The organism is Thermosipho ferrireducens (genome assembly GCF_017358165.1).
Lineage (GTDB): Bacteria > Thermotogota > Thermotogae > Thermotogales > Fervidobacteriaceae > Thermosipho_B > Thermosipho_B ferrireducens.
On record NZ_CP071446.1, the window covers coordinates 765,381 to 790,856 of the forward strand.

The window sequence follows — 25,476 nt, forward strand, 5'->3', positions numbered from 1 at the left end:
GGAAGCCGCATAGAAATAACACACGGAGGTGATGATATGAGGATTAATCACAACATCAGTGCGTTGAACGCATGGAGGAACATAGGAGCTACAAACACAGCGATGAGCAAGACATTGGAAAGACTTTCCTCAGGTTTGAGGATAAACAGGGCAGGAGACGACGCAGCAGGATTGGCAATCAGTGAAAAGATGAGAGGTCAGATTAAAGGTTTAAACATGGCGATAAAGAACTCACAGGATGCTATATCATTGATACAGACAGCAGAAGGAGCATTGACAGAGGTACACTCCATATTACAGAGGATGAGGGAACTTGCGGTGCAAGCATCGAGTGATACAAACACAGATGTAGACAGGAACCAGATACAGGCAGAGCTTGATCAATTAAGGGAAGAAATAGACAGGATAGCAAGAACAACAGAGTTTAACACAAAGAAATTGCTTGATGGTAAGCTTGAAAGCTTTAGATCAACTGAAGATGTAAAAGTTGTTACTGGCGGAAACATAAATGTAAGCGCTTCTTCTGCTGCAACTACAGTAACTGAGGGTACATACGTTGTAGAAGTCGGTCAATTTAATACAGATACAACACTTGAGGTTAAGGTGACATTAATTACCGCAGGAGGAACAAATAGTGTTACAACGACATATTCAGGAGGTTCTGCAACAATAGGTGGTATAAGTATTACATGGGATACCTCTGTATTTGACGTTAATTTTGCTGATTTTGGTGGAGCACTTCCAAGTGGTGAGATTGTAGACAGTGGTGTTGTCAGAGTTGAGGCTATTAACACAACAGCGAATCAACTAATCTTCCAGATAGGAGCGAACGAAGGGCACAACATGGTGGCAGGGATAGACGACATGAGTGCAGGAGCGTTGGGAATAACGACAACCTCACTTGACGTGACATCGCAGGATGCTGCTGAAAGGGCAATAATGGTGATAGACGCAGCGATACACAAAGTAAGTTCACAAAGGGCATCGTTGGGAGCTATTCAAAATAGATTGGAACACACAATAGCAAACCTTGGAGTGGCATCAGAAAACTTAACAGCAGCAGAAAGCCGTGTAAGAGATGCGGACATGGCGAAAGAGATGATGGAATTCACCAAGCAACAGATATTGCTGCAGAGCAGTATGGGAATGCTTGCACAGGCAAATGCTCAACCTCAAAATGTACTTCAATTGTTAAGATAATTTTTGTGGTGGTTTTAATGAAAAGGCGGGCGTTAAGCCCGCTTTTGTTTTAGGAGTTGATGTTTTGTTTAAAGAAATAATAATAAGAAAGCTTTAGTAAAAAATCATGAGGTGATAACATGAGGAACTGTCTTCTATCTGTTGCAATGATTGTGAAAGATGAGGAACATAACATAAGAAGGGCACTTGAAAGTATCAAAGATATAGTAGATGAAATAATAGTCGTTGATACTGGTTCTACAGATAAAACTCCTGAAATAGTTAAAGAGTATACGGATAAGTTGTATTTTTATGAATGGACCGGGAATTTTTCAGATGCGCGTAATTATTCGTTGAAATTCCCCACATGTGAGTGGGTGCTGATTTATGATGCAGATGAGGAGGTAAAGGCTGATTTTAAAGGGATAAGAGAATTTCTTAAAAATTTGCCTGAAAATGTAAATACAGTATATTTACCCACGTTAAGTTACCTTGATTGGGATCTTAAAAAAACAGAAGTAGCCTCAACACCGAGAGTCTTCCGAAATGGAACGGTAAAATACGAAAATATTGTACATAATCAGGCTAAACATAAAGGAAAAGTTGTTCAGGCCCCTTTTATAATATACCATTATGGATATATATGGACACGTGAGTTAAGAGAGAAAAAGTATAATCGAACTCGAGAGCTTATAATCAAATTTTTAGAAAGCAAAGATATAGATGCAATAGAAAGAATATATTATCTGGTTCAACTTTATAAGACAGAAACTTTGTCAAAATACAAGCACAGGAAAATTGAAGTAGGATGGAAAACATTAAATGCGATAGAACAATTGAGGGAAATTCCTGGAATTGGATTAGAATTTTTGTATTTGTTTGGCTTTGATTGTCTTAATGCAGGTTTATACAATCTGGCAGAAAGATTGTTTAAAATGGCTTTAAAAGCAACTCCAGATTTTCCGGATCCATATTATGGATTAATAGGAGTGGCAGAAAAAAGGAACGATATAGATGCCCAAATAGAATACGGGGAGACTTTTCTCAAAAAGGTGAAATTTGCTGAGGAACATCCAGAAAAATTTGAATGGACAATTACCGGATTTAAGTTTAAAGCAGGGGTTCATACTGTTCTGGCAAAAGGGTACTTAAATAAAAATAGGCTTGAAAAGTTTAAATACCATTTAGAAAAAATCTTTGAATATATAGAAGAAACAGGAGAAGACATAAAAAAATTAACAAGAATTTTATTGACTGAAATAACAAAAGTTGACCAGGATGAGATTTTGAAAAGGATAAAACCTGATTTTGAAAAGATACTTAATTACATGTACGAGCATAATGTTCATTTAAATATATGGAATGTTGTATATAAATATTTAGAAAATGGGATTTCACTTTCGCCGGAATTGCTTTCAAAGTTTGCAAAAAGTGATTTTGAAAAGTTGGTTGTTAAAAAGCTGGAGAGGCAGGAAGAAGATTATCTTATCGAATATGCATTTGGTAATTCACCAGAAGAAGTGATAAAAAATTATGGAATTCCGGCGCTTCTTTTTTATTTTGAATATTACCAGGGAGAACCTGTGGATTTGTTGAAGTTTTTAAGTAGTGTTAGAAAATTTGAAAGTAGCGAGTTAAAAGGAGTAGCAAATGCGTTAATTGCTGATACATATTTAAAACTTGGAAATTTCAACGGCGCAATTAATTATTATAAAAAAGCCATAGAAGAAAGTTCAGAATTAGCAGAATTTGTAAAACCTGTTATTGATGATTTGAAAACTAAACTTGATTCTGAAATTGAGGGTACATTTGATGAGTTGAAAAAATACTTTGGAAAAAGGAAAGAGTTTTTGTTTGATATTACAAAAATATACCCGAAAGAGGAATTAAAATATCTGCACTTTATTTCAAATACCGATTTTGCAAAATATATATCTGCTACCAGTAGTGATAACGAAAAAATAGCAGAAAAACTTCTTAAAAAAATTGAAAATAAAGAAGACTTTCCATTCTTTTATTATAGACTTTCTAAAATATATGAGAAAAAACCAAACGAGTATAGGAAGGCCTTCGAATTACACATAAAAGCCTGTGAAGAGAATTCTATATTAGGCGACATATCTCTTGGAAAATATGAATATAACGCGTTTTATCCAAATGTCACTTACTCATTTATGAAAAGAGACGACAGAATTGTCTGGGTTGGGAATATTTCAGAAAAAATCTCCGGGTTAGGGGTAATAAATCCTATAAGAATGTGGAAAAAATGTGAAAAGTTTTACTATTCATATCCTTATCCAAGTGATGAAGCTCTTAATATTTATAAAGAAAGAGCTAAAAAAACATATAAAACAACTCCTTATGATGTTGAGATAGAAAATATTCTGGAACTCATTTTAGAAATGGACGTGACGGATATCAACTTAGTGGGAGAAATAGAAAACGACTGGATTTTTGAAGATATAGGTGTAGATTTAAAAAAAGATTCGAAAAATATCTTAGTATTTAAAGAAGTACATTATGAACACGAACTTTCAAGGCTTATTAAAAATGCTAAGAAGGGGGCTATATTGTTTTTTGTACCTGTAATGGATAATAGGGAAGATATTGTCTGGTATAATCCTGAATTTAGAATATTAAGAACAACAAACCAGATGGTGAAAGAAATAAAAAGATTTGGATATGAAATTAAGAAATTGAAAATTTTTAATAAAAATTTGAGAGGAATAATATTTGAAAGGTAGAAATTGTACAATATCTTAAAACGTTTATCAGAATAAGTAATTTATTTGCACCTCCTTTGGAATTTTCCATTTTGGTTATAAAAAATTCATCGGTTAAAATGGTAGAATATTTGTGGAAATAATTCCAATAGGAGGTGTTTTTTATGAAAAAGTTGTTTGTTTTAATGTTGCTTTTGATATCAGTTGCTTACTTTTCAGCGGTATTTGTGGAAAATGGAAAGGTTGTTTTTACATTTTCTGATCCAGAAGCTGCAAATGCAAGTGTAGTATATCTTGCAGGAACTTTTAACAATTGGAACCCTAAAGGACTTGCGATGAAATTTGTAGATGGTGTTTGGAGAGCAGAGCTGGAACTGAAACCAGGTACTTATCAATATAAATATGTTATTAATGGAACAAATTGGAAAGAAGATCCAGAAGCGCCAGGTTATACAGATGATGGTTTTGGTGGCAAAAATGGGATATTCACCTTAGTAGAAAAAGGTGGGAAGCTTTTAGTAGTTGGTGAACAGGCGCAGAAGGTGGATAAATCAAACTATGAAATTAATGAAAAATTTGATAAAAGTAAATTGTATGTAGATGAAGAAGGGTACGTCGTTATAAGATTTTACGCACCGGATGCTGAATACGTAACTGTCGCAGGTTCTTTTAACGATTGGAATATGGATGCCAACGAGTGTTACGATATAGGAGATGGCTGGTGGGAAGCAGTTCTTGAACTTGATCCAGGAATATATCAATATAAATTTGTTGTAAACGGTTCTGAATGGATAACTGACCCAAATGCTCCCGCATTTACCGATGATGGTTTTGGAGGTAAAAACGGAGTTTTTGAGGTGTTTAAGCAGAATGGTGAGTTGAAAGCAGGACTCAGGACTATTTCCGCGGATTCTTCTGAGAAATTACCAGAAACGTCAGAGAATCCTCCTTTGAAAGTTATACTTATATGGCACAATCATCAGCCTCTTTACAAGATTCCAGGTTCAGATAATTACATGATGCCATGGGTCAGAGCACATGGGGTAAACGATTATCCATATATGGCTGATCTTGTGGACAAATACTTAACAAAAGGGAGTGTCACATTTAATTTTGTTCCGAGTTTACTTCTTCAGGTACAGGACTATTTAAAAGGGGCAGTAGATGAATATCAAAGATTATCTTTAAAACCTGAGAGTGAACTTACAAAATTGGAGAAAAAATTTATCCTTGATCACTTTTTTGATATCAATCCTCAATTTGTAAATGCACATCCTCGATATAAAGAACTTATGGAGAAAAAGGTTTCAGGTGAAAGTTTTACAGAGCAAGATTTTCTTGATTTGAAAGTTTGCTGGAACCTGTACTGGATAAATATTGATTATATAAAAGCAGATAAAAGATTATCGGAAATGCTTGGTAAAAGGCATTATACGCGTGATGATCTTGAATATGTTATATCATATCATAAAAAACTCCTGGGAGAAATTATAGCAAAGTATAAAAAACTCTGGAAAGATGGAAAAATAGAAATTACGACAAGTCCTTTTTATCATCCAATATTACCCTTGCTTGTGGATATGGGTTGGAAAGATGATGCGCTTGGACAAATTTCAGAAGGCCTGTCGTATTTTGAAGACATTTTTGGGAAAAGACCGGCTGGTATGTGGCCTTCGGAGCAGGCGGTATCTCAGGATGTAGCTGAACTTATAAGTTCTCAAGGTGTGAAATGGATTGTTACTGATAAGCAGATTCTCCAAAAATCTGGAATTGATATAGGAGATATTGAAAACATTATGAAACCGTACAAGGTTAAAACTCAAAGTGGTGAGTTAATAGTATTTTTTAGAGATACTGACCTTTCGGATAGAATAGGATTCAAGTATTCGCAAATGAGAGCAGAAGATGCGGTAAATGATTTTGTTAGTACGCTTCACGAGTATCAGAAACTTAATAAATCCGGAGAACTTGTAATAACTGTTGCACTTGACGGAGAAAATGCATGGGAGCATTATCCAAATAATGGAAATGATTTTAGAAGACTTCTTTACGAAACACTTTCAAATGATCCTTTAATTGAGCTTGTTACACCTTCTCAGTATATAGAGAAGTATGGAGTAAAAGAAGAGTTACCACTTCTTGCAAAAGGTTCGTGGGTTGGTGGATCTCTTGACACATGGATTGGTGAAAAAGAAGAAAATGAAGCCTGGGATAGATTAAAAGATGCGAGAGAAGTTCTTTTAAAAGCGATTCCTGATCTTTTAAAAAATAGCCTCGCAAGGCATGTCCTATACGCTGCTGAAGGAAGTGATTGGTTCTGGTGGTATGGAGCGGATCAAGATGCTGGTAATAACGAAGTACTGTTTGATCAACAATTTAAACAACTCTTGGTAAAAATGTATGAACTTGCTGGATATAAAGAATCTGATATTCCAAGTTATTTGTTTATACCAAATAAGAAACCCGCTTCTGCTTCAAAAGGAGTTATAAAAAAGATAAGTTATAAAATAGATGGAATCCTTGATGCAGCGGAAAAAACAGGGGCCCTGTTTGATGATTCATTAGATGAGAACATATTGCAAAAAGTTTATGTTGGAAGAAGTGAAAAAGGAGTATATGTTGCGATAAAACTTGGCAAAAAAGCTACAGACTATCTTGGAAAAGATGTTAAAGTGGAGATTTATGCAGACAGTCCACAGGCCAAAAAGTTCAACGCTAAAACCCAGTACTCAGCTAATGGATATACTCCTTTAGGATTTGCCCTGAGTTATAGATTCACTATTAATTTTAAAACATGGGAAAAACGAAAAAGAGTCAGTTTTTACAAAGCTTCTGGAACTGATAAATGGGTTCTCTCAAGCGCAAAAATAGCAGGAGATGTTAACGATGTAGTGGAGTTTGAAATTCCTTATGATGTAATAAATGTAAAATCAGGTCAGGAGTTTAATCTCGCAGTTGTGGTAGCAGTCAACAAAAAGGATGCTGATTATGCACCAAATTCTGGACCAATAAATGTTATGATTCCAGCAGCAGTTTCAGGAGATGTGATAGCAAGGTTCAAAGATCCAGAAGGTGATGAGTATGGCCCGGGTACTTATGTATATCCAAAAGATCAAGCATTTAAACCTTTCAAAGGTTTGTTTGATATGACGGATGTAGTGGTTCTTGAAAATGATGAAGCATTTGTATTTCAGATTAAATTTGTAGAAATGACAAATCCGTGGGGTGCACCGAAGGGATTCTCGCATCAACTTATAAATATTTATCTTGATACAAAACCTGGTGGAAGAACTGATACATATAATGAAGGGGCAAGAGTTAAGTTTGATAAGACGCATCCCTGGGATTATTTTATAAAAGCAGCTGGATGGCCAGGTTATGGACAATTTTTTGCAACAGCCGATAATAATGAAATATCTGACGCTGTAAGAGTAGAAGCTGATGCCGGGGAGAAAGTGATAAATGTAATAATATATAAGAAATATCTTGATATTCAGAATGGGATTTATGCATACATACTTGTTGGTAGTCAGGATGGTTACGGTCCAGATAATTATCGACCAGTAACGCCAGACCCCGGGCAATGGAGTCTGGGTGGTTATCCATCAGATTCAAAAGATATGGCGCCATATGTTGTAGATATTCTTGTACCTGATGGGTACAATCAAAAAGAGATTCTTTCTTCGTATAAATCAGGTGTGGAATATGCAACAGTTCTTCCTGTTAAAATTAAATAAGAAATTAAGAGTATAAAACACGAAATTAAAAATGGGCGCATTTACTGCGCCCATTTTTTGTTTTAAGTTCCCCTGGTATTCTCAGGATTTTTCAGGTTATATAAAGAAATATATTGAATGAAACAGCGCGTTAATGCTGGAGGTGTAACCTGTGAAAAAAGTTCAATTTTATATTTTGTTGATAATCGTTCCTTTTCTTTTGATTTCATGTGTATCAAAACAAGTGTATTCAAACGGAAAACTTTATATCACAGTTCCAAAGGTAGCAACTATTGGAAAAACTACAAAAATTTCTGTGCTAAGTGAGTCGTTAATAGGTTTAACTAACGGGACACTCGAAATTGATGGAACGGTGATAAGTTTTTCTAAAATTCCAACAAATGTTATATGGACACCTGAACACACTGGTGAATTTGTTGCTGTAGCAAAAGCTTTTTCTCTTGCAGATGGAAAAAGTTACGAAGCAACAGCGACAATACTCGTTATAGATGATTCAACACCGAGTATACTCTCCTGGGATGTACTTCCCAAAGAAATAGATACAACTAAAGAAGTGATTCTTCACATAGCTGTGAAAAGCGATAATAATAAAGTTTCTGTGAAAACTTTTGGGGAGAAAGCTATTTCAATAGAAGCATCCCCTGGAAATTTATACATACCTCTTGGAAAGTTTGATACACCAGAGCTAAAGGAATTATTTCTTCTGGTCGATAATATGTATGGCAAACAGGACGCTACTACAGTTGTGTTTAATGTGAATCCTTACGATACAATGGCGCCTGATGTTCAACTTCAAACAAACTTCTCGTATCCTCCCAATACAAATGTTATAGTGACTCTTCGAGCGAACGATGATGTGTCTTTGCAAAGCTATAGAGTAGAGTTAGATGGAAATATTGTAGCTGAAGCAACGTTTACATCCGGGACTAAAAGTATATCAGGAATTCCCATATCTCTGGGTATGCTCTCAACAGGGCAGCATTCTGTAATAGCAAGGGTAAAAGATTGGCTGGACAGAGAAACGGTAATAGGAAAAAGGATAATTGTTGGAGACACAACATTAACTTTTGAAGTGGCGATCAGTCCTCAGGAAGATATTCTTATACCGGGACACACTGCTATTATTTCAATGATTCCTCTGGAAGAGGGTATAGAATTTAGCAAAATAGTGTTTTTTGTAGATGGTACAGAAATAGCCCGGTACGAAGGAAGTGCTCCTCAGCGTTTTACAGAATGGACGATTAAAGAAGGGCCCCATTATATATCGATTTATGCAGAATCAACTGATGGCAGAGCGGGGTTAAACGAAAGATGGATAAATGTTGTGGATAACGATCCCCCGGAAATAAAGGATATATCGGCAAATGGGAAATCTCTTCTTTCGGGAGACTCTGTGTGGGTAGTACCTGGACCAACTAAATTCACAGTAAAAGTTTACGACGAAGGGGGAATTTTGAAAGATTCAACACCATTGCTTTACATAAGAGAAGATAACTTTGATTATTATTACGATGTAATTGAACTTGCACTGAGCGAATACAGCGCTGATGGAAAAGAAGCGACATTTACCGGTTCAAGTGTTCTGGGGATAGGTTACTATAACATAGCAGTGTCTGGTGTAAAGGACAAAAGTTACAATGAGCTTGAAAAGTCACAAAATTATATCTTAAATGTTGGATTTTAACAGGAAAAATGTGAAAGGGGGCGATGTATGTAAGCAAAATTAATAAAATCTTTTTAGAAATGATTATGCGTATAGAAGGTAAAGTGGAAGGATTAACACGTTTAAAGAAAGGGGTGATGATATGAAAAAAGTGCTATTGTTGATGTTTCTAATTTCCGGGGCTCTTTTATTCGCGTCTGTTAGTATTACTAATTTATGGGTTCAGGAAAGCATAAATTTGAATGAAGATGGTGGCGCTGGAATTGTGATGAGAAATACGGGAGATATCTATGCAGTTACAAAAGGGGGTTATTTGTGGATAATCAACAAGCTTGGGAAAACAACAAAGATAGGAGCAAATCCTCAATTAAAGAATATTATGTCATATCCTGTGTATGTAAACGGTGCGCTCTTTTATGTTTCATGGGAATGGGGAAGTAATGCTGATAACAAACTTGTGGTTAGATATGGAACAGGTTTTAGCACATCTGCTTCTACTGATCTTACAACGGGAGTTTATGGCGCGCCTGTTGTTTTTGAAACAGGTGGAAACTATCACATATATTTTGCTGATGCAAATGGAATGTTATACCATTATATGTTTGACGGGACAAACTTTTCTCTGCCATCAACGACAACACTTAATTCAGGTGTTTCTGTGAAAGCTCCTGTTATACTATCTCCATCAAAAGATGCAATTTTTGTTATCGATTCTAATGGTACTTTTTACAGAGTAGCCCTTGATGGCTCATACAATTTTGGTACAAAATCAACTATAGCTATATCAGATAAATTCTTTACCCCGATGGCATATTCAGAAAAGTATATATATGTTGCAAGTGTTAATGGAAAGTTGTATAAAATACCACCTGCGGGAACTGCTGGAGAAGTGAAATCTGTTGATTTAAAGTCTTCTGTTACGACCTCTGGAGTATTGGTAGATGGTAATGGTTATGTGTATGTTTTTAATGATGGTGGTTATATAGAAGTTTTTGATAGAGATTTAACATATTATGCGTCGTACAATGTGGGTTCAAATATGAGATTTTCTACAACACCGCTTATATTCAAAAAATCAACAGAAAACAGGGCATATATTTTGGTCCTTTTGGTATCCGTTGGTTCAACCGAAGGAAAGGCGCAAATATACACATTTGATTATGATACAAAAGAAATTTCAGGACCTGTCTGGGAAAAAGACTTAAAAGCTGCTGTGCCAATTCAGAGTGCACCTGCCATTGTCGCAGAGGCAGGCATAAGTGAAGATAGATACATATTCGCATTTGTTGATAACAAAGGAAATGTATACGCTTACAGGGTGGATGCTCGAGGACCATACGGAGATTGGGCGATGGCAGGTCAGAACGCTTATAGAACGGGTTTTATAGATGATGAAGCGATAACATTTTATAGTTATATAACAATAAAAGCGTATGAGGGAATTAATGGTAGAGAAATTTCAAAGACTATATATGATCCAAATGACTCAGGAAAATATGGACTGCTTTATGATGCTACCGTTCTTGCGCTGGGTGATGCTACAACACTTTCTGGATATATTGAATACAAAACAAATCCATATGGAAGTGATGCTATTCCTTCTGGACGTGCAGGGCTTGATAAACTTTTCCTGAAATTCTCAAGTCCAACTGCACTGACATTGTTATTTAGCTCTAACTTTGTCTTTGATAAGGTCGGAAATGGTATAGGCGCCCCCACAATTGACGCGACTTTCGCTTTCAACAGTTTTGACAGCGCGACTGTGGGGCTTGAAGGTCCAAACGGGAGTAACGAAGCTACAATAACCTTTGGTTACAATGATAAAGTTGTTAAAGTATGGACTGATGCAACTTATGCGGTATTTATAAAATATAAAACCCCCGATGGATATGCCACGGAATTAAAAAATATACTTTATAAGTATAATGATCCAAACGAAACGGGAACTTTTGAAATAGATGCGACAAATCCACCAACATCTGTAGGAGATGACTTATTCCCGTATAAATGGTTTGTTTATCAATGGGATCCAGACGAGGTTCAGGGATATAAAAGCGAAGTTTACGGCGCTGAAGATAAAATTACTTTAAATAAAACCGGACCTGCGTATATTGAAATTTACTATACGCCTTTAACTGGTACAGTGACATTTGTAACCCCACGTTATGGGTATAGATCAACGAAAGCTTATATACTTCTGGATGCTGCCACAGATGCTGTTTTGTTTAATTTGAATATCACATTTCCAAGCAGTGTAGTAAAATTTTCTACAATTGTCAATATAGAAATAAATCCTAACATAAATTTCAGTGAAGTAGAAGTGTTAAGAGATATTTCAAGTGATAATATAGATATAACATTGGATTCTGGAAATCCAATTTCTGGATCTACAAGAGTTGCGACAATTACTGCAGAACTTGATTTTACTGAACCTAAAGAGATATACTTTCTTACCAACACAGGTTATACACAATATTTTGATGTATCTGGATTTGTTCAGCTTAAGACGATTAGTAATGTGTCAACTGAAATTATTACCAAGACAAGATTTATATCAAATAAATTCTTAAGTATTGTGGGTGATTTTGATCTTGACGGAGATGTTGATGTTAATGATTACAATGCGTTTATGCTGGCACTCGGCACAAGCGAAGGCTCTCCAAATTATAGTGAAATTTATGATATATATCCCCGAGCTCCAACTTTTAATGGTCCGTATCCAACAGATGACGATTACGATCCGGGTGTAGCTGACCCTGATGGAAAAATAGACGCGTTTGATCTTGCGGTTATGTTAATGATGTTTGGCTGGACTGCTCCTTCAACGGCTTTGGAATATACTGGTAACTAAGGAGGTGAGTAATATGAAGGTTAAACTAATAGCAGTTAGTTTTCTTTTAATACTCTTGTTTATTTTTTCTGGATGTGGAATTTTTCAACGAGCTTTTGTAAAATATACGGATGTTTCTGTAATTGATCCCGAGGGTAATAAAATTTATATAGAAGGAACACTGAATGGCAGCAAATTGCTTCTGGATGAGAAGACGGGAAGAGTTTACATAAAAGATGAGATAAAAGTAATAAATAATGTTGATTTACAAACAGAAATATTTAACTATAAGGCAGCCATGGTAGATGGAAGGGTTTTAATTACGTTGAGTTATATTCCAGATGTGAGTAATAAAGTGGAATTGCACAAACAACTCAATGGAAATCTTATACTTTATGCCAGAAACATAGCAAAAGATACTTTAAATATCTGGTTGAAGAATCGATTTGGTATGACATCTGGAAAAATATATAAAGATGTGGCAAATGGACATGATGTAATAGTTGGAGGTTATTTAATAGGTATAGCTAAGCTTAAAGAAGAAGAAAAGCCTATAGGAAGTGTTGCGGTAAAATTAGACGTAAAGAATGAACCAGAGATAGTGAGAATATATTAAGTTTTGGGGCCTTCTGGCCCCATTTTTTATGATATAATCAATTTTGCAGAGAAACAGGGAGGTTTGACGGTGCTTTTTATAGTTTTGAGTTTTGCAGTAGCAGTTGTGTCTATTCCAATAGCAGGTAAAATAGCAAGAAAATATGGTATAGTGGATAAACCAGACGGTATTTTAAAAACACATGAAAAGGGAGTTCCATATCTTGGTGGTATGGGAATATATTTTGCTTTGATGCTTATAAGTCCTTTTGATATTGTTGTTAAATCTTCCATAACACTTTTAGCTTTTTTAGGACTTTATGATGATTTAAAGGGTGTTTCACCTAAAATAAGATTAATCATTGAATTTATAGCTGGTGGGCTATTAGCATATAAATATGTAGGAGTGTCGTTGTATTTATTCCTCGGTGCGTTTTTTGTAGCTGTGATAATAAATGCGGTAAATATGATGGATGGAATGGATGGAGTTTGTTCAGGCGTTTCTGTTATAGGAAGTGCTGGTTTGATCTTTATAGTTACGAGTAATTATGATAAGCAATTACTTCTGGCTTTAATAGGAGCGTTGGTAGCTTATTTAATGTACAACTTCCCTCCTGCAAGGATTTTTATGGGGGATATGGGCAGCTATATAGTAGGTGGTGTTCTTTCAGCTGCTTTTCTATCATCTTCAAGAGCAGGGACAGTTTCTTTGCTTTCGGCTGTGATTATCTTAACTCCGTTTTTTCTGGATCTTGCAGCTGGTTTCTTTAGAAGATTATTGAATGGAAAGTCGCCATTTAGTGGGGATAGAGCTCATATTTATGACAAAGTGTATTTAAGATTAAAAAACAAAAGGAAAACATTTTTCATTATGCTTATAATTTCCAGTACTTACGTGCTAACAGGTTTTCTTTTTTATATAAACAGCTCTTTAAGGATTTCTGCGTTTTTATTTTACCTTGTTATTACCATATTTCTTGTTCTTCATTTAAAGTTGTTAAAATATGAATAATTATAATGTTATAATTTTAAAAGAAAAATTCAGGGAGGGGTTCAAATTGCAGATGTTCCAGGATATATTGATGCACATTACGATAGTTCTTGTGGCACTTTTCACGAGTCAGAAATATACCTATGAATTTAGTGTTCCAAAATATGCAATATTAACTTTAGCAATATCTGTTCTGTTTACAATGTTAGTTTTTAAGTGGATCAAGGAAAAGAAAATCTCTTTATATTTAACACCTGCGCATGTTTTGTGGATAGGTTTTGCTATTGTTTCTATTATTTCAAGTTTTAATGTCCTAAGGGATAATCCATATTATTTCAGACGGTCTTTTGATATAGGCTTATATGTTTTGTTTAACGCTGTTCTTGCTGTGTATTTTAGTACTGTGTACAAAGATAAAAGAAGAATCAACTCATTACTGTTTACTTTTTTAATAACGGGATTATTTGTTAGTGTTGATGCGCTTATAAATTTTTACACAGGATACGATGTTTTTCTTGGAAAAGTTGGGAGTCCATTTGAAAGGGCTTCAATAAAAGCCACAGTGGGAAATGTGATTTTTACAGCAAATTATATTGACATGCTTCTGCCTGTTGCGCTTTACTTTATTTTAAGTTTTGATCCTGGTTTTGGAAAAATTAATTCGTTATGGAAAATTGTTTTGTTAAAGATAACTGCAGCTTTTGCTTTTATCGTAGGTGTTGTGGCTGTTATAGTTTCACAGACGAGGTCTGAATATCTGGCTATTATAATTATGAGTATCCTTTACGTTGTGTTCTATTTTGTATGGGTTAAAATAGGGAAGAAAAAGGATAGTGCTTTTGAAAGCTTAAAAGCGGAAAAAGAAATAATGGCAAAAAAAGTGGAAAATTTTGAAAAAATACTACTTGTTACTATACTCACTTTTGTTGTTATTGCCGTTGTTGTGTACAACACTCCAAATGTTTTTACAGGAAAAGGAAAAGTTAATATGACCTCGCGTTTTAGTGCAATGGCATCGGTATCAAGTATAGATGAGAGAAAACTATCATGGTTTACTTCTTTAGAACTCTGGGAAGATCACAAAATATTTGGTAGTGGAATCGGGACATATCAATTGCTTTCCATATCAAAGATGGGGGAATATTTAGAAAAACACCCAGAGCTTTACTATGGATGGAATAATTTTAAACGTGCTCATAACGATTATTTTCAGGTGTTGGGAGAAACTGGTATAGCAGGTTTACTACTTATTTTAGGGGTTTTAACAGTGTTGGTTTATTATTTTTTCAGTATTCCTGGAAAATTAAAAGATAGAGATGAGATTTTGCTCTTTCTTTCTTTATCTGTAGCGATTGTTGGTTTTGCTATTCAGAGTTTTTTCAGTTTTCCAGGGCATCTTTTACCTAATGCACTTGCAGCTACCTTTTTTGCAAGTGTCGCTATAGGTCCTTATTTTACAAGAAAAAGTCATAAAGAAATCAAAGGTATTTTTGGGATTATTATAGGAATGCTGTTGCTTATAATAACGTACTCTTCCACATACCTTAGGTGGAATCATTTCATATCGGAAGTTTATTTCAAAAAGGGTAATAGTGCATATCTTACCTATGTGAAAGTTCTCGAAGAACTTCCAAAGGCAAATTCATATATAACCCAGCTTCGAAACCAGCTAAAAGAATTGGAGAATTTATCTGGACGATTTGAATACTTAAAGCCCGAAAATTGGAAGACCTTAAAAAGGCAGGAGTACCAGAGAAAGGGACTATCCTTTAACGATGTGGATATAGAAAACCAAAGACTTTCTGAGATAAATAAGATAAGATCTAAAATACTAAGCGAACTTAATCAGATAGAGGCTCAAAGAAAGAAATTACCGGGTATAGCTGATAACTATTATAAACTTGCAAAAGAGAATCTTGTAAAAAGTGTGAGTTTGAACCACACTTATGGAAAATCTTATTTTTATTTAGCTTCGCTTGTTGCTCAAAATCCAAGAATTTCAGAGTTAAAAGTTGCTCTTCCAGAACGTTATGAACAAATTTTCAGGCAGGAGTTTGATGATTATCAAAAAGTGATTTTTCCAGAGTATAAGCATAAATGGCTGGAAAAAATTGTTCCTTTCATAAAAAATAATCCAGCTATTATTTCAAAATTTGATTTTGCTTCAATGCAGGCGGTAATTGATTCTATAGGTTTATACGAAACGTCCCTTAAAACCTTTAATGAGAGAAACACGTATAAGGCTCTTGCCATGAGATATCATACACTTCATAATTTTTCAAAGCAACTTTTGAGTATAATTCCATCAACAAATACGGAACTTATAAATTATGTAAAGAAAATAGCTGTAAGCTCGTTTGATTCCTACGTGGACTATGCGAAGTTAACTATATATAACATGCCCGGAGGCTGGAATAGATTTCCAGATTGGAAAAATCCTGATTTAGCAAAAGCAAGTGTCGGGGAAGATATATACAGATTTTTTGCAGGGATGACAGTAAAGCTTCAGCCTCCAACCCTCCTGGTTGTAAGAGATTTTCTTAACTGGTTAGCTCTTCAAGAGATAAAAGCGGTAAAGTACATGAATTTAAAGGGAATATGGGGTGTCCCAGATGGCGTACTTGACTTTTTGCATGCAAGTGCTTTTGCGTATTATAAAGCTGGACAATTTCAGGAAACAATTTACGCTCTTCAAAAGTTGAAAAAAATGTATAAGAACTCATATGAAAATGCTGAGAAGAATATAGAAAAGTATTTAACATTTGCAAGAAAAGAAGTGGAAAAAAGAAAATCAAAGCTGGAAGAAAACCTTGAAAAAATTTTGAAGGAAACGGGGGCTCCATCGGCGGCAATTAATTTTGTAACAAAAAAATTCGAAACGGTTGTAATGGATATTTTTAATAGTTTTGTTAATTATAACTTTTTGGCAATAGAAACAGATTATATGAAAAAACTTGTAAATGAGCAATTTACAAAATGGTATGACACAAGAAAAGCAGGAATATGGTCTTCGATAGCGGTTGAAAAAATGAACCAGTTTATAAAAGAGCTTCAAAAGATGGGATTTCCAACAAGTACGTTGCTGGAAATAAAGAACGCATTAAAAAGCATTATATATCCAACGCCTAATATCAATGTTTATGAACGTTATAAGAGATTTGTAGCACATTATCAGCTTATTTTGAACGATTTGAATTATATGGCAAAAAATTTAAAAAGTACATATCAAGAGATGACAGATAATATGTGGGAGGGTGTAATAAAAGACTGGAGTGAAATTGTAATGGAAGATGGGACACCGTTGAACAACAAAGAAGATATATTGAACTATCTTGATAAAATAGTCTCAAATAAGTAATGCATTTCAAAGATTGAGTTATAATGCATAAATTTAGCTGTTTATATGAAGAAGTGTATATTTTTTTGTAATAAAATATTCTTTAAACCATTTTAATGTATCGGAAAGTGTAAGCTCGAAAGGCCTTGGATTGTAGGATAGTTCCTTTTGAGCTTTGCTGTGGGAAAAGATATAATTTCTGGTCAGAGTGTGAATAGAGTAAGGAGTGAATAACGGTTTTGAATTTGTTAAAAGTCCGTAGAATATTGCCAGATATGAGAAAAAATATGCGATTTTCGTGCTAACAATCTCTGGTATAGTAGTTAAGCCGGAAATCTTATTCAGAGTTTTTATTAATTCTAAAAGGCTGATTGTTTTATTTCCCAGGATGTAAAATTGACCTTTTTTCCCTTTTTCAATGGAGCTAATAATTCCAGTAGCTACGTCGCGGACATCGACAAAATCAAAACTTCCATCTATTATGTATTTTAGTTTTCCTTTTAAATAATTTAGAAAGAAAATTCCCATATTTGAAGGTTTGAAGTCAAAAGGTCCAATTATACCTGTTGGGCAAATCGTCACAACATCAACACCCGACTTTGCTGCGTTCATAACTTCCAGTGCAGCTGTTGCTTTTGATTTACCATATACTCCAGAAGTGAGTTTGGGATCAATTGTTGTTGATTCGTCGATAATAGAATATGGTTCTGGTTCGGAGAAAGCGTGAACTGAACTAACATAAATAAGCTTTTTGTTGTGTTTTTGAACAAGTTTTAGAATATTTTTTGTACCGTTTACATTTATTGAATAAACTAACTTTTTTCTCCAGGGAAGAATGGAAATAATAGCTGCAAGATGTATTACAACATCACTTTCTTTTATAATGCTATCCAGTTTATCACAGTTTCTAATATCGCATTTTAAAATTTTAACATCAAGTTCTTCAAGACTGGTGCATTTATCATTGGGATGAACTAAAGTAACTATTTTTTCGCCTAGTGCGCGTAACTTTCTGATAAGAACGTTACCTAAATGCCCTGAGCCCCCCGTTATAAATATCATTTTTCCACTTCCAGACTTTTTATGAAATATTCAAACCCTTTGTTTATAATTTCTATTTTGTCTTTAGGAATTTTTGCTGTTACAGTATCTATTATTGAAGAGAAATACCCTGAAATTCTGGAGAATAATCTTTTTCCTTTTTTAGTCGGTACAAGATAAATTTTTCTTCTATCAGTATTTGAACGTTCTCTTAGGATAATTCCCTTGTTTTCAAGTTTATCTATTAAAACTGTTATGGTACTTTTTGAAAGCCTGAGTTTTTGGGAGCATTCTTTCATTGTCACAGGATTATGAAAATTTATAAATAAGAATAAGTAAAATTCGTTTGTAGTCATCTCACCGAATTCTTTATCTTTTGGTATTAAATTGACAAAATTTACAACTAATGAAAAAATAACTTTAAAAACTTCACTTTTTTCCATATTAGTTTCCCCTTTTAAAAATAGTTTATTTATTAAACTATTTATATTATAAACTATTTTTCTCAACAAATGAAATTAGAAAAAGCAAGAAAACACGAAAATATTAAAGGATTTTAAAGATAATTACCTGAGGTGGCCCTTGCCCATGTCATTCCGAGGAGCAGGAAAGTGAGGAATCCCCCTTCCCTTGTCATTCCGAGGAGCGAAAGCGACGAGGAATCTTGATTAACAAATGTTAAGTAAAAGAATAAGATCCCTCGTCATTACATTCCTCGGGATGACAGGAAGGGAGGGGGGGATGACATGAAAGTAACGAAGTTGACATCCCCACCTTATGTCATTCCGAGGAACGCAGTGACGAGGAATCTTATGATTAGCGAGTGTTGGCGAGATTAGAGAAAGAGTTTTTCCTACCACCATCTTTGAATACGTTTGTTGTCGGGGACGATTTTCTTTATATAGCTTGGCCTTGATAATTTTGCCTGCTCGTATATTCTTTGAGTGGGACGTCTTGCGATTGTGTTAAGGGCACTGAACATAAATGTTATAGGAGAAATGTATTTTTGAGTACGTATTCTGGCAAATATTGGAATAGCAAGGAGCCTAAGAAAACTTTCTATCAAAAAGAATATCTGGAGTCCGAAAAGGTGGTAACCATTTATGTAAAAGTTGAGTTTGTTAAAGTAGAACGCCAGATATCCTCCGAATATGGAACCTATCAATCCGCCAATTCCACCAAAAGATGCGAAAACAGCAAAATATATAGGAGAAGAACTTTTGGCTACTTCCATGGGAAGTGTTAAAAATGTCAAGTTTATAGCAGCCCAACCTATTCCAGATATAAGGGCATCAATTGCGAGTCCAAAAGGCCAGTGATTTTCGTTCATTAAAATCCATACAGCTGGTGAAATTGCTACGAAAGATATTCCGCTGATTAAAACTGTTTTATGGCCAAATTTATCACTTATTTTTCCCCAGACAAAATAAAACACCATGGATAAAAGCGTCATTGCAATTGTTGCATAACTTATATAAGTCATAGGAATTTTAAGGTTTTTAAGTTGATGGTATGAAAAAAATGGAGCAGCTAAAAGCAAGGCGAAATTCCAGTACATATTGGCTAAAGAGAGCTTGATAAAATTTCTTTCTGAAAAAATTTTCCTTATTTCCGTAAATGTTCCAAGCACTTTGACAGGTGGATCTTCAACAGGAACAAGGCTTATTAAGCCTAATATTATTCCAATTAATGTTGTAAATATGACTAAAAGATAATTTTTTGGCTCAGCAACATTGTCTATTATTGCTGAATAGAGGTAGAATAAAAGCAGTGTTGAAAATGAAACAAAAACACTTCTTATGCCAAAGTATCTTCCTCTTATTTCTGGCTTTATTAAATCTGTTACCAAAGAAGTCCACGTATTACCAGCAAGTGATGAAAAAGCCTGTGTGATAGCGAAAACTATTATTAAAGTAAAAACTGATTTTATATCAAAAAATAACTCTAAAAGTATAACAAACCACAAGAGTTTAAAGGAATTGAAAAACAGAAGAAGTTTTTTCCTGTATTTAAATTTTTCTATTATAGGGGGAGTTAAGAGCTGAAAAAGTTGAAAAATCATAGGAAAGGCGCTTGTTATTCCTAATAAGACTTCGTTTAGCCCAAAATAGATAGCGAGTGATGTAAAAACTACGCCCTGAGTGAGCACAAAATAGAAGTTGGAGAAAATACCTTCTAAGATGATAAATTTTTCAGCTTTTTTCATCCTTTTTTATCATCCTTTTATCACCGCCAGGGGGATTAGTCTTGCTACGCGCTTTGAAATCCCAAGTTCATCAACTATACTTGCAATTTTGTCAATGTCTTTGTAGGCATCAGGTGCTTCTTGAATTATTGTTTTTTTGTTTTTACTGATTATTATTATATTCTTCTTTTCTAAATTTTTTAGCACTTTTGCCAGATCTAAAGTTCTCATAGCCTGTCTTCTTCCAAGGGTTCTACCAGCCCCATGGGCTGTTGAAGAAAAAGCATATTCTTCAGCCTTTTTGGTACCAACCAGAATGTAAGAAGCTGTTCCCATATCTCCTGGAATTATAACTGGCTGTCCAGCATCAACATATTTTTTTGGTATTTCAGGTCTTCCAGGTCCGAAGGCTCGCGTAGCTCCCTTTCTATGGACAATCACTTTTTTTTCGACTCCATTTATGTTGTGGCTTTCCAATTTTGCTATATTATGTGTTATATCATAAAAAACTTTTATGTCAATATTGAATATTTCGCGGACAGCTTTTCTAATATAATGAGTTATTATCTGTCTGTTTGCAAATGCATAGTTTGCCGCGCAATTCATTGCAGAATAATATTTTTGGCCTAATTCGCTTTTGAAAGGAGCATTAATTAATTGCTTGTCAGGTAGGTTTGCATTATGTTTTTTTAAGTGTGTGCGCATAAGTTGTATATAATCTGTTGCGATTTGATGACCAAATCCGCGACTTCCTGTATGAATCATTATGACAAGTTGTCCTTCAAAAAGGTCAAAAAGACCTGCAATTTTGCGATTGTATATCCTTTCAACCAGCTGAATTTCTAAAAAATGGTTGCCTGAACCAAGCGTTCCAAGTTCTTCTCGGCCACGTTCAAAAGCTTTAGGAGATATATCCTGGAAACTTGCGGGCATAATTTTTCCGTTGTCCTCTATGTATTCTATGTCTTCTTGTAAACCGAATCCCATTTCTATTACAGCAACTGCGCCCTGTTCTACTATTTTTTTGAAATCTTTTTTATTATATTTTTTTGAACTTGTTGAACCCACACCTACAGGAACGTAGTTATATATTTTTTCTATAAGTTGTCTTATTCTGCTTTTGTTTTCATCAAATTTTATTGTAGTGGTGAGCAGTCTAACACCGCAGTTTATATCAAATCCAACTCCCCCGGGACTGATTATTCCATTTTCAGAGTCGAAAGCTGCAACTCCACCTATTGGGAAACCATACCCCCAGTGGATATCTGGCATCCCATAAGCAGCTTTAACTATTCCGGGGAGCGAGGCAACGTTTTTAATTTGCTCAAGTGCCTCACTATTTAATTTTAGGCCTTCCTCGTCTGTAAAAATATAGGCATCAACTTTCATTTTTTCTTTTTTTGGAATTTTCCATATATAATCGGAGATTTTCTTCAAAGTATTCATCTCCTTATTTTAAAGAAAATAAATTTTATTGAAGAGATACTATGAATTACGAAGGAATTTATATTAAGCTATTAAACGATTCTAACATCAGTAACAAAGATGTTTAAAAGGCAAGCTTTCTTTTTTAGGTAAGGACTTTATTTTAGATTATTAATTTTTTGTATTAGTTTTTTTTCGACGTATTCTGGAACCCACCTTGAAATATCTCCACCAAAATACGCGACTTCCTTTACAAGGCTTGAAGATATAAAAGAAAACTTTTTATCTGTCATAAGAAATATAGTGTCCGCATGAGGGCACATTTCTTTGTTTGCCATGGCCATTTGAAGTTCGTATTCAAAGTCAGTAACGGCTCTTAACCCTCTTATAACAACATCTATTTCTTTGTCTTTTACGTAATCAATAAGAAGACCTTTGAAAAAGTCTATCCTGACGTTGTGAATATGTTTCGTACAGTTTTCTATCATGTCTATTCTTTCTTCGAGTGAAAACATGTATTTTTTTCTTTTATTTTCCATAACAACCACGTATATTTCCGAAAAAATTCTTGCTGCTCGTTCAACTATATCAATATGTCCATAAGTAATAGGGTCAAAAGAACCTGGATAGATTGCTTTCATTATTCTATCACCTCGTGAGATATGTCTAAGTCAAAGAAAGCGGTGTATTGCGGATCAAATAAAAGCTTTACAGTACCAATTGGTCCATTCCTTTGCTTTCCTATGATTATTTCTGTTTCGTGAGGATCTGAGGTTTTTTCTTTTTTATAATACTCTTCTCTATACAAAAACAGAACCATGTCAGCATCCTGTTCAATGGATCCTGATTCCCTGAGATCACTGAGTCTTGGGCGTTTGTCCTCTCTTTGTTCAACAGCTCTGGAAAGTTGAGACAGAGCGATTATAGAGACATCTAATTCCCTTGCAAGAAGTTTTAAGGATCTGGAAATTTCTGAAATTTCCTGTTGTCTGTTTTCTCTAAAAGATCTTGTTGTCATGAGCTGTAAATAATCTACAAATATGGCCTGTACACCGTATTCTTTTTTCATTCTTCTTGCTTTGGCTCGTAAAGAACGTGGGTCAAGATTTGCCTCATCATCGACTATTATATTTGCTTTATATAACCTACTTGTAGCAGTTAATAGTCTTTGCCATTCTTCATCGCTCAGAAAACCTTTTCTAATTTTTTGCAATTGTATAAACGCTTCCATGCCAAGTAATCTTTGTGCAAGCTGTTCTTTGCTCATTTCAAGACTAAAAATTCCGACAGGGATATCGCCTTTTATAGCCATATTTCTTGCTATATTCAAAGCAAACGCCGTTTTTCCAACACTTGGCCTTGCTGCAACAATGATAAGATCAGATTTGTGAAACCCAGAAGTTAGTTCATCTAACAATTTATATCCGGTGGGAAGACCTGTTATAAGTGACATACCTGCAGATTTTGAGTGTGCTCGTAACTTTTCAAGATTTTCAAATACTCCATGAAGTATATCATTCATAGGCTGATACGTTTTTGTGGTCTTTGACTCGGCTATCTCAAAGATTACTCTTTCGGCGTTATCAAGAATTTCGTCAACTTCATTGTCTGATAGTGCATCTTCAACAACACGCGAGGCTGCTGTTATAAGCGCTCGTAAAATTGATTTATCTCTGACTATCTGGGCGTACATTTCTACATGAGCAGCAGTAGGTACTTCATCAGCGAGCTGAGCTACGTAAATCTCTCCGCCTATTTGTTCTAAAATCCCTTTTGTTCTTAATCTATCACAGATTGTAATAACATCTATTGGAGCACTTTCATCATATAACTCCTCTATTACTTTAAATATTTCTCTATTTTTGGAATCATAAAAGTCTGAAAAGTTTAAAATAGAGATAACAGACTCTATTGCTTCTGGATCGATTAAAATACTTCCTATTACAGCCTGTTCTGCTTCGATACTATGAGGTGGGGTTTTCATTTCTTAAACCTCCTTCAAAAAGATTATAGCACAATAATAATGCCCCAGCTACTGCTGGGGCTATTCACTTGGAAACTAATGTTCCAAGGGGGGATAGGGGGGTCGCTGCTCAATTAAGAAAATAACACAACAATTGTTAAAACTCAATAGTACTATTTAAAAATTTTTGGTAAACTTTTTTCTTATTTCCTATCATGCCAGTCTATCGTTTAGCGAAGTTGGCTTTCCATTCATGTCATTCCGAACCCGAAGGGTGAGGAATCTTACATTTAGCAAGGGTTAGCGAGATTAGCGAGGTTAGCCTCGCCTATGTCATTCCGAGGAGCGCACGCGACGAGGAATCTTGTTTCTCTGTCATTCTGAGGAATGAAACGACGAAGAATCTTGCAAGAGTTAGTAAAGGAATAAGATCCCTCGTCATTTCATTCCTCGGGATGACATTTCATTTGTCATCTCATTTCTTGTGATAACATCCTCTTCGTTACTAATCTTCTTTGGATGATATCCTCCTTTCCCTCTTTGATTTTAAAACCTCCCAGAGTAGTTTTGTGGCTCGTACATCGTCTTCGTTGTAAGTCAGAATTTCTTCTATAATTTTCTTGTTTTTTGTTTTCAAAAATTCTTCAAATTTTGTAACAACTTTCATACCATTAAGATCTGTTCTCCAGTGGAAACCGAAATATTTTGCAAGGCTTTTTAATGAGTATGAAATTGTTGGAATTGCAAGATGTTGCGAGACTATTTCGTATATATCAACAAATCTTCTTGTGATATTTGAATTCATTTTGAATTTTTTTAAGAGTGATTTGATTTGATTTGGTTCATAAGTGTGGTAGTGGTATATCGGTCCTTCATTTTTTTCGAGGAATTTGATGAGTTTTAGGAATGTTTTTTTCTCATTGTCTGGAGTAGTTGCCATAAATGGAATGTATTTATTTTTCAGAAGAACACCAAACAGGTAATGAAATTGTTTTGGAGGATAACTTTCAATATCTAAGAAAATACCATCTGGTAAGTCTGGAATAGGTTTAATCTGGTAAATTTTTTCTTGCATAAACGCTTTTGCCAGCAGGTAAATTTTCTCTCCTCTGGTTTCACCCACTAATTCTTTTAAAAGACCTTTTCTCTCAATAATATCTGAAAGTTTTTCAATACCATTACTATGTAATTTTTCAATAGCGTTTTTTCCTAATCCTCTTAGTACAGAGAGTTCACCTTTTTTTACGAGAATTGCTTTACATTCTTCTGCATAAATACAAAAACGACATTCATGGTTTAACACAGGAAAAGGTTCGTCCATTTTTGATATTTCGCTCATTAAATTTAAAGCTTTATCTAAATAAAGCTGCCATGATAATTCTATTTCGTAGTGGGGACTTTTGAAGATAATTCTCAGTTTCTTTCCAGTTGAGTTAGCTTCTGTATTATAAATATACCCATGAAGGGCAGCTTCGTAATAATGATAAGTGTAAAGTTTTTTTCCTCTGCGATGGGAAATTAGCTTTATGTTTTTTGAGTCTGAAAAAAGTTCCAATCCGCATGAACACAATTTTATTCCAAAAACACCTGTACATAATTTTGCAGATTTTGTTGAACCACCATATCTTAGAATTGTTCTGGTGACATCTTCTTCAGCGCAGTCTTTTGTGCCTGTTTGATGATTATCTATCCAGAATTTTCTTGGACATGTTAATATAGTTTTTATACTGGAAACATTAATTAGCATAAGCAACCACCTCTAATGACATGTTATAATTATATCGTATATTTGAATATTTCAGAAGGGG

14 protein-coding genes and 2 pseudogenes are annotated in these 25,476 nt (G+C 34.7%); 9 read left to right on the forward strand and 7 right to left on the reverse strand.

Annotation, left to right across the window (positions count from 1 at the left end):
• Positions 1-36 precede the first annotated feature (36 nt).
• The 9 genes and pseudogenes from JYK00_RS03770 to JYK00_RS03805 all read left to right on the forward strand — a co-directional run bounded on the left by JYK00_RS03770 (position 37) and on the right by JYK00_RS03805 (position 17,075).
• On the forward strand, positions 37-1,200 hold the full coding sequence (locus tag JYK00_RS03770; protein ID WP_207567357.1) for a flagellin N-terminal helical domain-containing protein: 1,164 nt from the start codon (positions 37-39) through the stop codon (positions 1,198-1,200).
• Between the two features lie 119 nt (positions 1,201-1,319).
• Positions 1,320-3,923, forward strand: coding sequence for a glycosyltransferase family 2 protein (locus JYK00_RS03775; RefSeq protein WP_207567358.1), 2,604 nt, complete (start codon positions 1,320-1,322; stop codon positions 3,921-3,923).
• 143 nt (positions 3,924-4,066) lie between these two features.
• Positions 4,067-4,843, forward strand: a pseudogene (locus JYK00_RS09920) (glycoside hydrolase family 13); the annotation flags it as partial.
• A gap of 30 nt (positions 4,844-4,873) precedes the next feature.
• A pseudogene (locus JYK00_RS03780) lies at positions 4,874-7,639 on the forward strand (glucodextranase DOMON-like domain-containing protein); the annotation flags it as partial.
• A gap of 151 nt (positions 7,640-7,790) precedes the next feature.
• Complete coding sequence (locus JYK00_RS03785) at positions 7,791-9,323, forward strand: hypothetical protein (RefSeq protein ID WP_207567360.1); 1,533 nt, start codon at positions 7,791-7,793, stop codon at positions 9,321-9,323.
• Positions 9,324-9,444: 121 nt separating this feature from the next.
• Complete coding sequence (locus JYK00_RS03790) at positions 9,445-12,153, forward strand: hypothetical protein (RefSeq protein ID WP_207567361.1); 2,709 nt, start codon at positions 9,445-9,447, stop codon at positions 12,151-12,153.
• Between the two features lie 13 nt (positions 12,154-12,166).
• A complete protein-coding gene (locus tag JYK00_RS03795; protein WP_207567362.1) occupies positions 12,167-12,748 on the forward strand; it encodes a hypothetical protein in 582 nt (193 codons plus the stop codon).
• 69 nt (positions 12,749-12,817) lie between these two features.
• Positions 12,818-13,738 (forward strand): glycosyltransferase family 4 protein, encoded by a 921-nt coding sequence (locus tag JYK00_RS03800; protein WP_207567363.1) that lies wholly within the window; start codon positions 12,818-12,820, stop codon positions 13,736-13,738.
• A 52-nt stretch (positions 13,739-13,790) separates the two neighbouring features.
• On the forward strand, positions 13,791-17,075 hold the full coding sequence (locus JYK00_RS03805) for an O-antigen ligase family protein (protein ID WP_207567622.1): 3,285 nt from the start codon (positions 13,791-13,793) through the stop codon (positions 17,073-17,075).
• A gap of 33 nt (positions 17,076-17,108) precedes the next feature.
• Here the strand turns inward: JYK00_RS03805 and JYK00_RS03810 are convergent, their stop codons facing one another.
• From JYK00_RS03810 to JYK00_RS03840, 7 genes are all read right to left on the reverse strand, one after another.
• Positions 17,109-18,116 (reverse strand): NAD-dependent epimerase/dehydratase family protein, encoded by a 1,008-nt coding sequence (locus tag JYK00_RS03810; protein WP_207567364.1) that lies wholly within the window; start codon positions 18,114-18,116, stop codon positions 17,109-17,111.
• Complete coding sequence (locus JYK00_RS03815) at positions 18,113-18,538, reverse strand: MarR family winged helix-turn-helix transcriptional regulator (protein WP_207567365.1); 426 nt, start codon at positions 18,536-18,538, stop codon at positions 18,113-18,115. Before JYK00_RS03815 ends, JYK00_RS03810 begins: the two co-directional genes overlap by 4 nt.
• 410 nt (positions 18,539-18,948) lie before the next feature.
• A complete protein-coding gene (locus JYK00_RS03820; protein ID WP_207567366.1) occupies positions 18,949-20,301 on the reverse strand; it encodes an MFS transporter in 1,353 nt (450 codons plus the stop codon).
• Between the two features lie 9 nt (positions 20,302-20,310).
• On the reverse strand, positions 20,311-21,726 hold the full coding sequence (locus tag JYK00_RS03825; protein ID WP_207567367.1) for an RtcB family protein: 1,416 nt from the start codon (positions 21,724-21,726) through the stop codon (positions 20,311-20,313).
• 137 nt (positions 21,727-21,863) lie between these two features.
• Positions 21,864-22,346: a pantetheine-phosphate adenylyltransferase gene (coaD, locus tag JYK00_RS03830; protein WP_207567368.1), complete on the reverse strand. Its 483-nt coding sequence runs from the start codon at positions 22,344-22,346 to the stop codon at positions 21,864-21,866.
• Positions 22,346-23,689: a replicative DNA helicase gene (gene dnaB, locus JYK00_RS03835; protein WP_207567369.1), complete on the reverse strand. Its 1,344-nt coding sequence runs from the start codon at positions 23,687-23,689 to the stop codon at positions 22,346-22,348. Before dnaB ends, coaD begins: the two co-directional genes overlap by 1 nt.
• Positions 23,690-24,173: 484 nt before the next feature.
• On the reverse strand, positions 24,174-25,415 hold the full coding sequence (locus tag JYK00_RS03840; protein WP_207567370.1) for a TM0106 family RecB-like putative nuclease: 1,242 nt from the start codon (positions 25,413-25,415) through the stop codon (positions 24,174-24,176).
• Positions 25,416-25,476 lie beyond the last annotated feature (61 nt).

What these genes read in the sequence shown, in the direction of transcription:
- JYK00_RS03790 (WP_207567361.1), top strand. Translation starts at nt 9,445, where the DNA reads ATGAAAAAAGTGCTATTGTTGATGTTTCTAATTTCCGGGGCTCTTTTA.
- JYK00_RS03840 (WP_207567370.1), bottom strand. Translation starts at nt 25,415, where the DNA reads ATGCTAATTAATGTTTCCAGTATAAAAACTATATTAACATGTCCAAGA.
- JYK00_RS03820 (WP_207567366.1), bottom strand. Translation starts at nt 20,301, where the DNA reads ATGAAAAAAGCTGAAAAATTTATCATCTTAGAAGGTATTTTCTCCAAC.
- JYK00_RS03815 (WP_207567365.1), bottom strand. Translation starts at nt 18,538, where the DNA reads ATGGAAAAAAGTGAAGTTTTTAAAGTTATTTTTTCATTAGTTGTAAAT.
- JYK00_RS03795 (WP_207567362.1), top strand. Translation starts at nt 12,167, where the DNA reads ATGAAGGTTAAACTAATAGCAGTTAGTTTTCTTTTAATACTCTTGTTT.
- JYK00_RS03775 (WP_207567358.1), top strand. Translation starts at nt 1,320, where the DNA reads ATGAGGAACTGTCTTCTATCTGTTGCAATGATTGTGAAAGATGAGGAA.
- JYK00_RS03770 (WP_207567357.1), top strand. Translation starts at nt 37, where the DNA reads ATGAGGATTAATCACAACATCAGTGCGTTGAACGCATGGAGGAACATA.
- coaD (WP_207567368.1), bottom strand. Translation starts at nt 22,346, where the DNA reads ATGAAAGCAATCTATCCAGGTTCTTTTGACCCTATTACTTATGGACAT.
- dnaB (WP_207567369.1), bottom strand. Translation starts at nt 23,689, where the DNA reads ATGAAAACCCCACCTCATAGTATCGAAGCAGAACAGGCTGTAATAGGA.
- JYK00_RS03805 (WP_207567622.1), top strand. Translation starts at nt 13,791, where the DNA reads ATGTTCCAGGATATATTGATGCACATTACGATAGTTCTTGTGGCACTT.
- JYK00_RS03825 (WP_207567367.1), bottom strand. Translation starts at nt 21,726, where the DNA reads ATGAATACTTTGAAGAAAATCTCCGATTATATATGGAAAATTCCAAAA.
- JYK00_RS03810 (WP_207567364.1), bottom strand. Translation starts at nt 18,116, where the DNA reads ATGATATTTATAACGGGGGGCTCAGGGCATTTAGGTAACGTTCTTATC.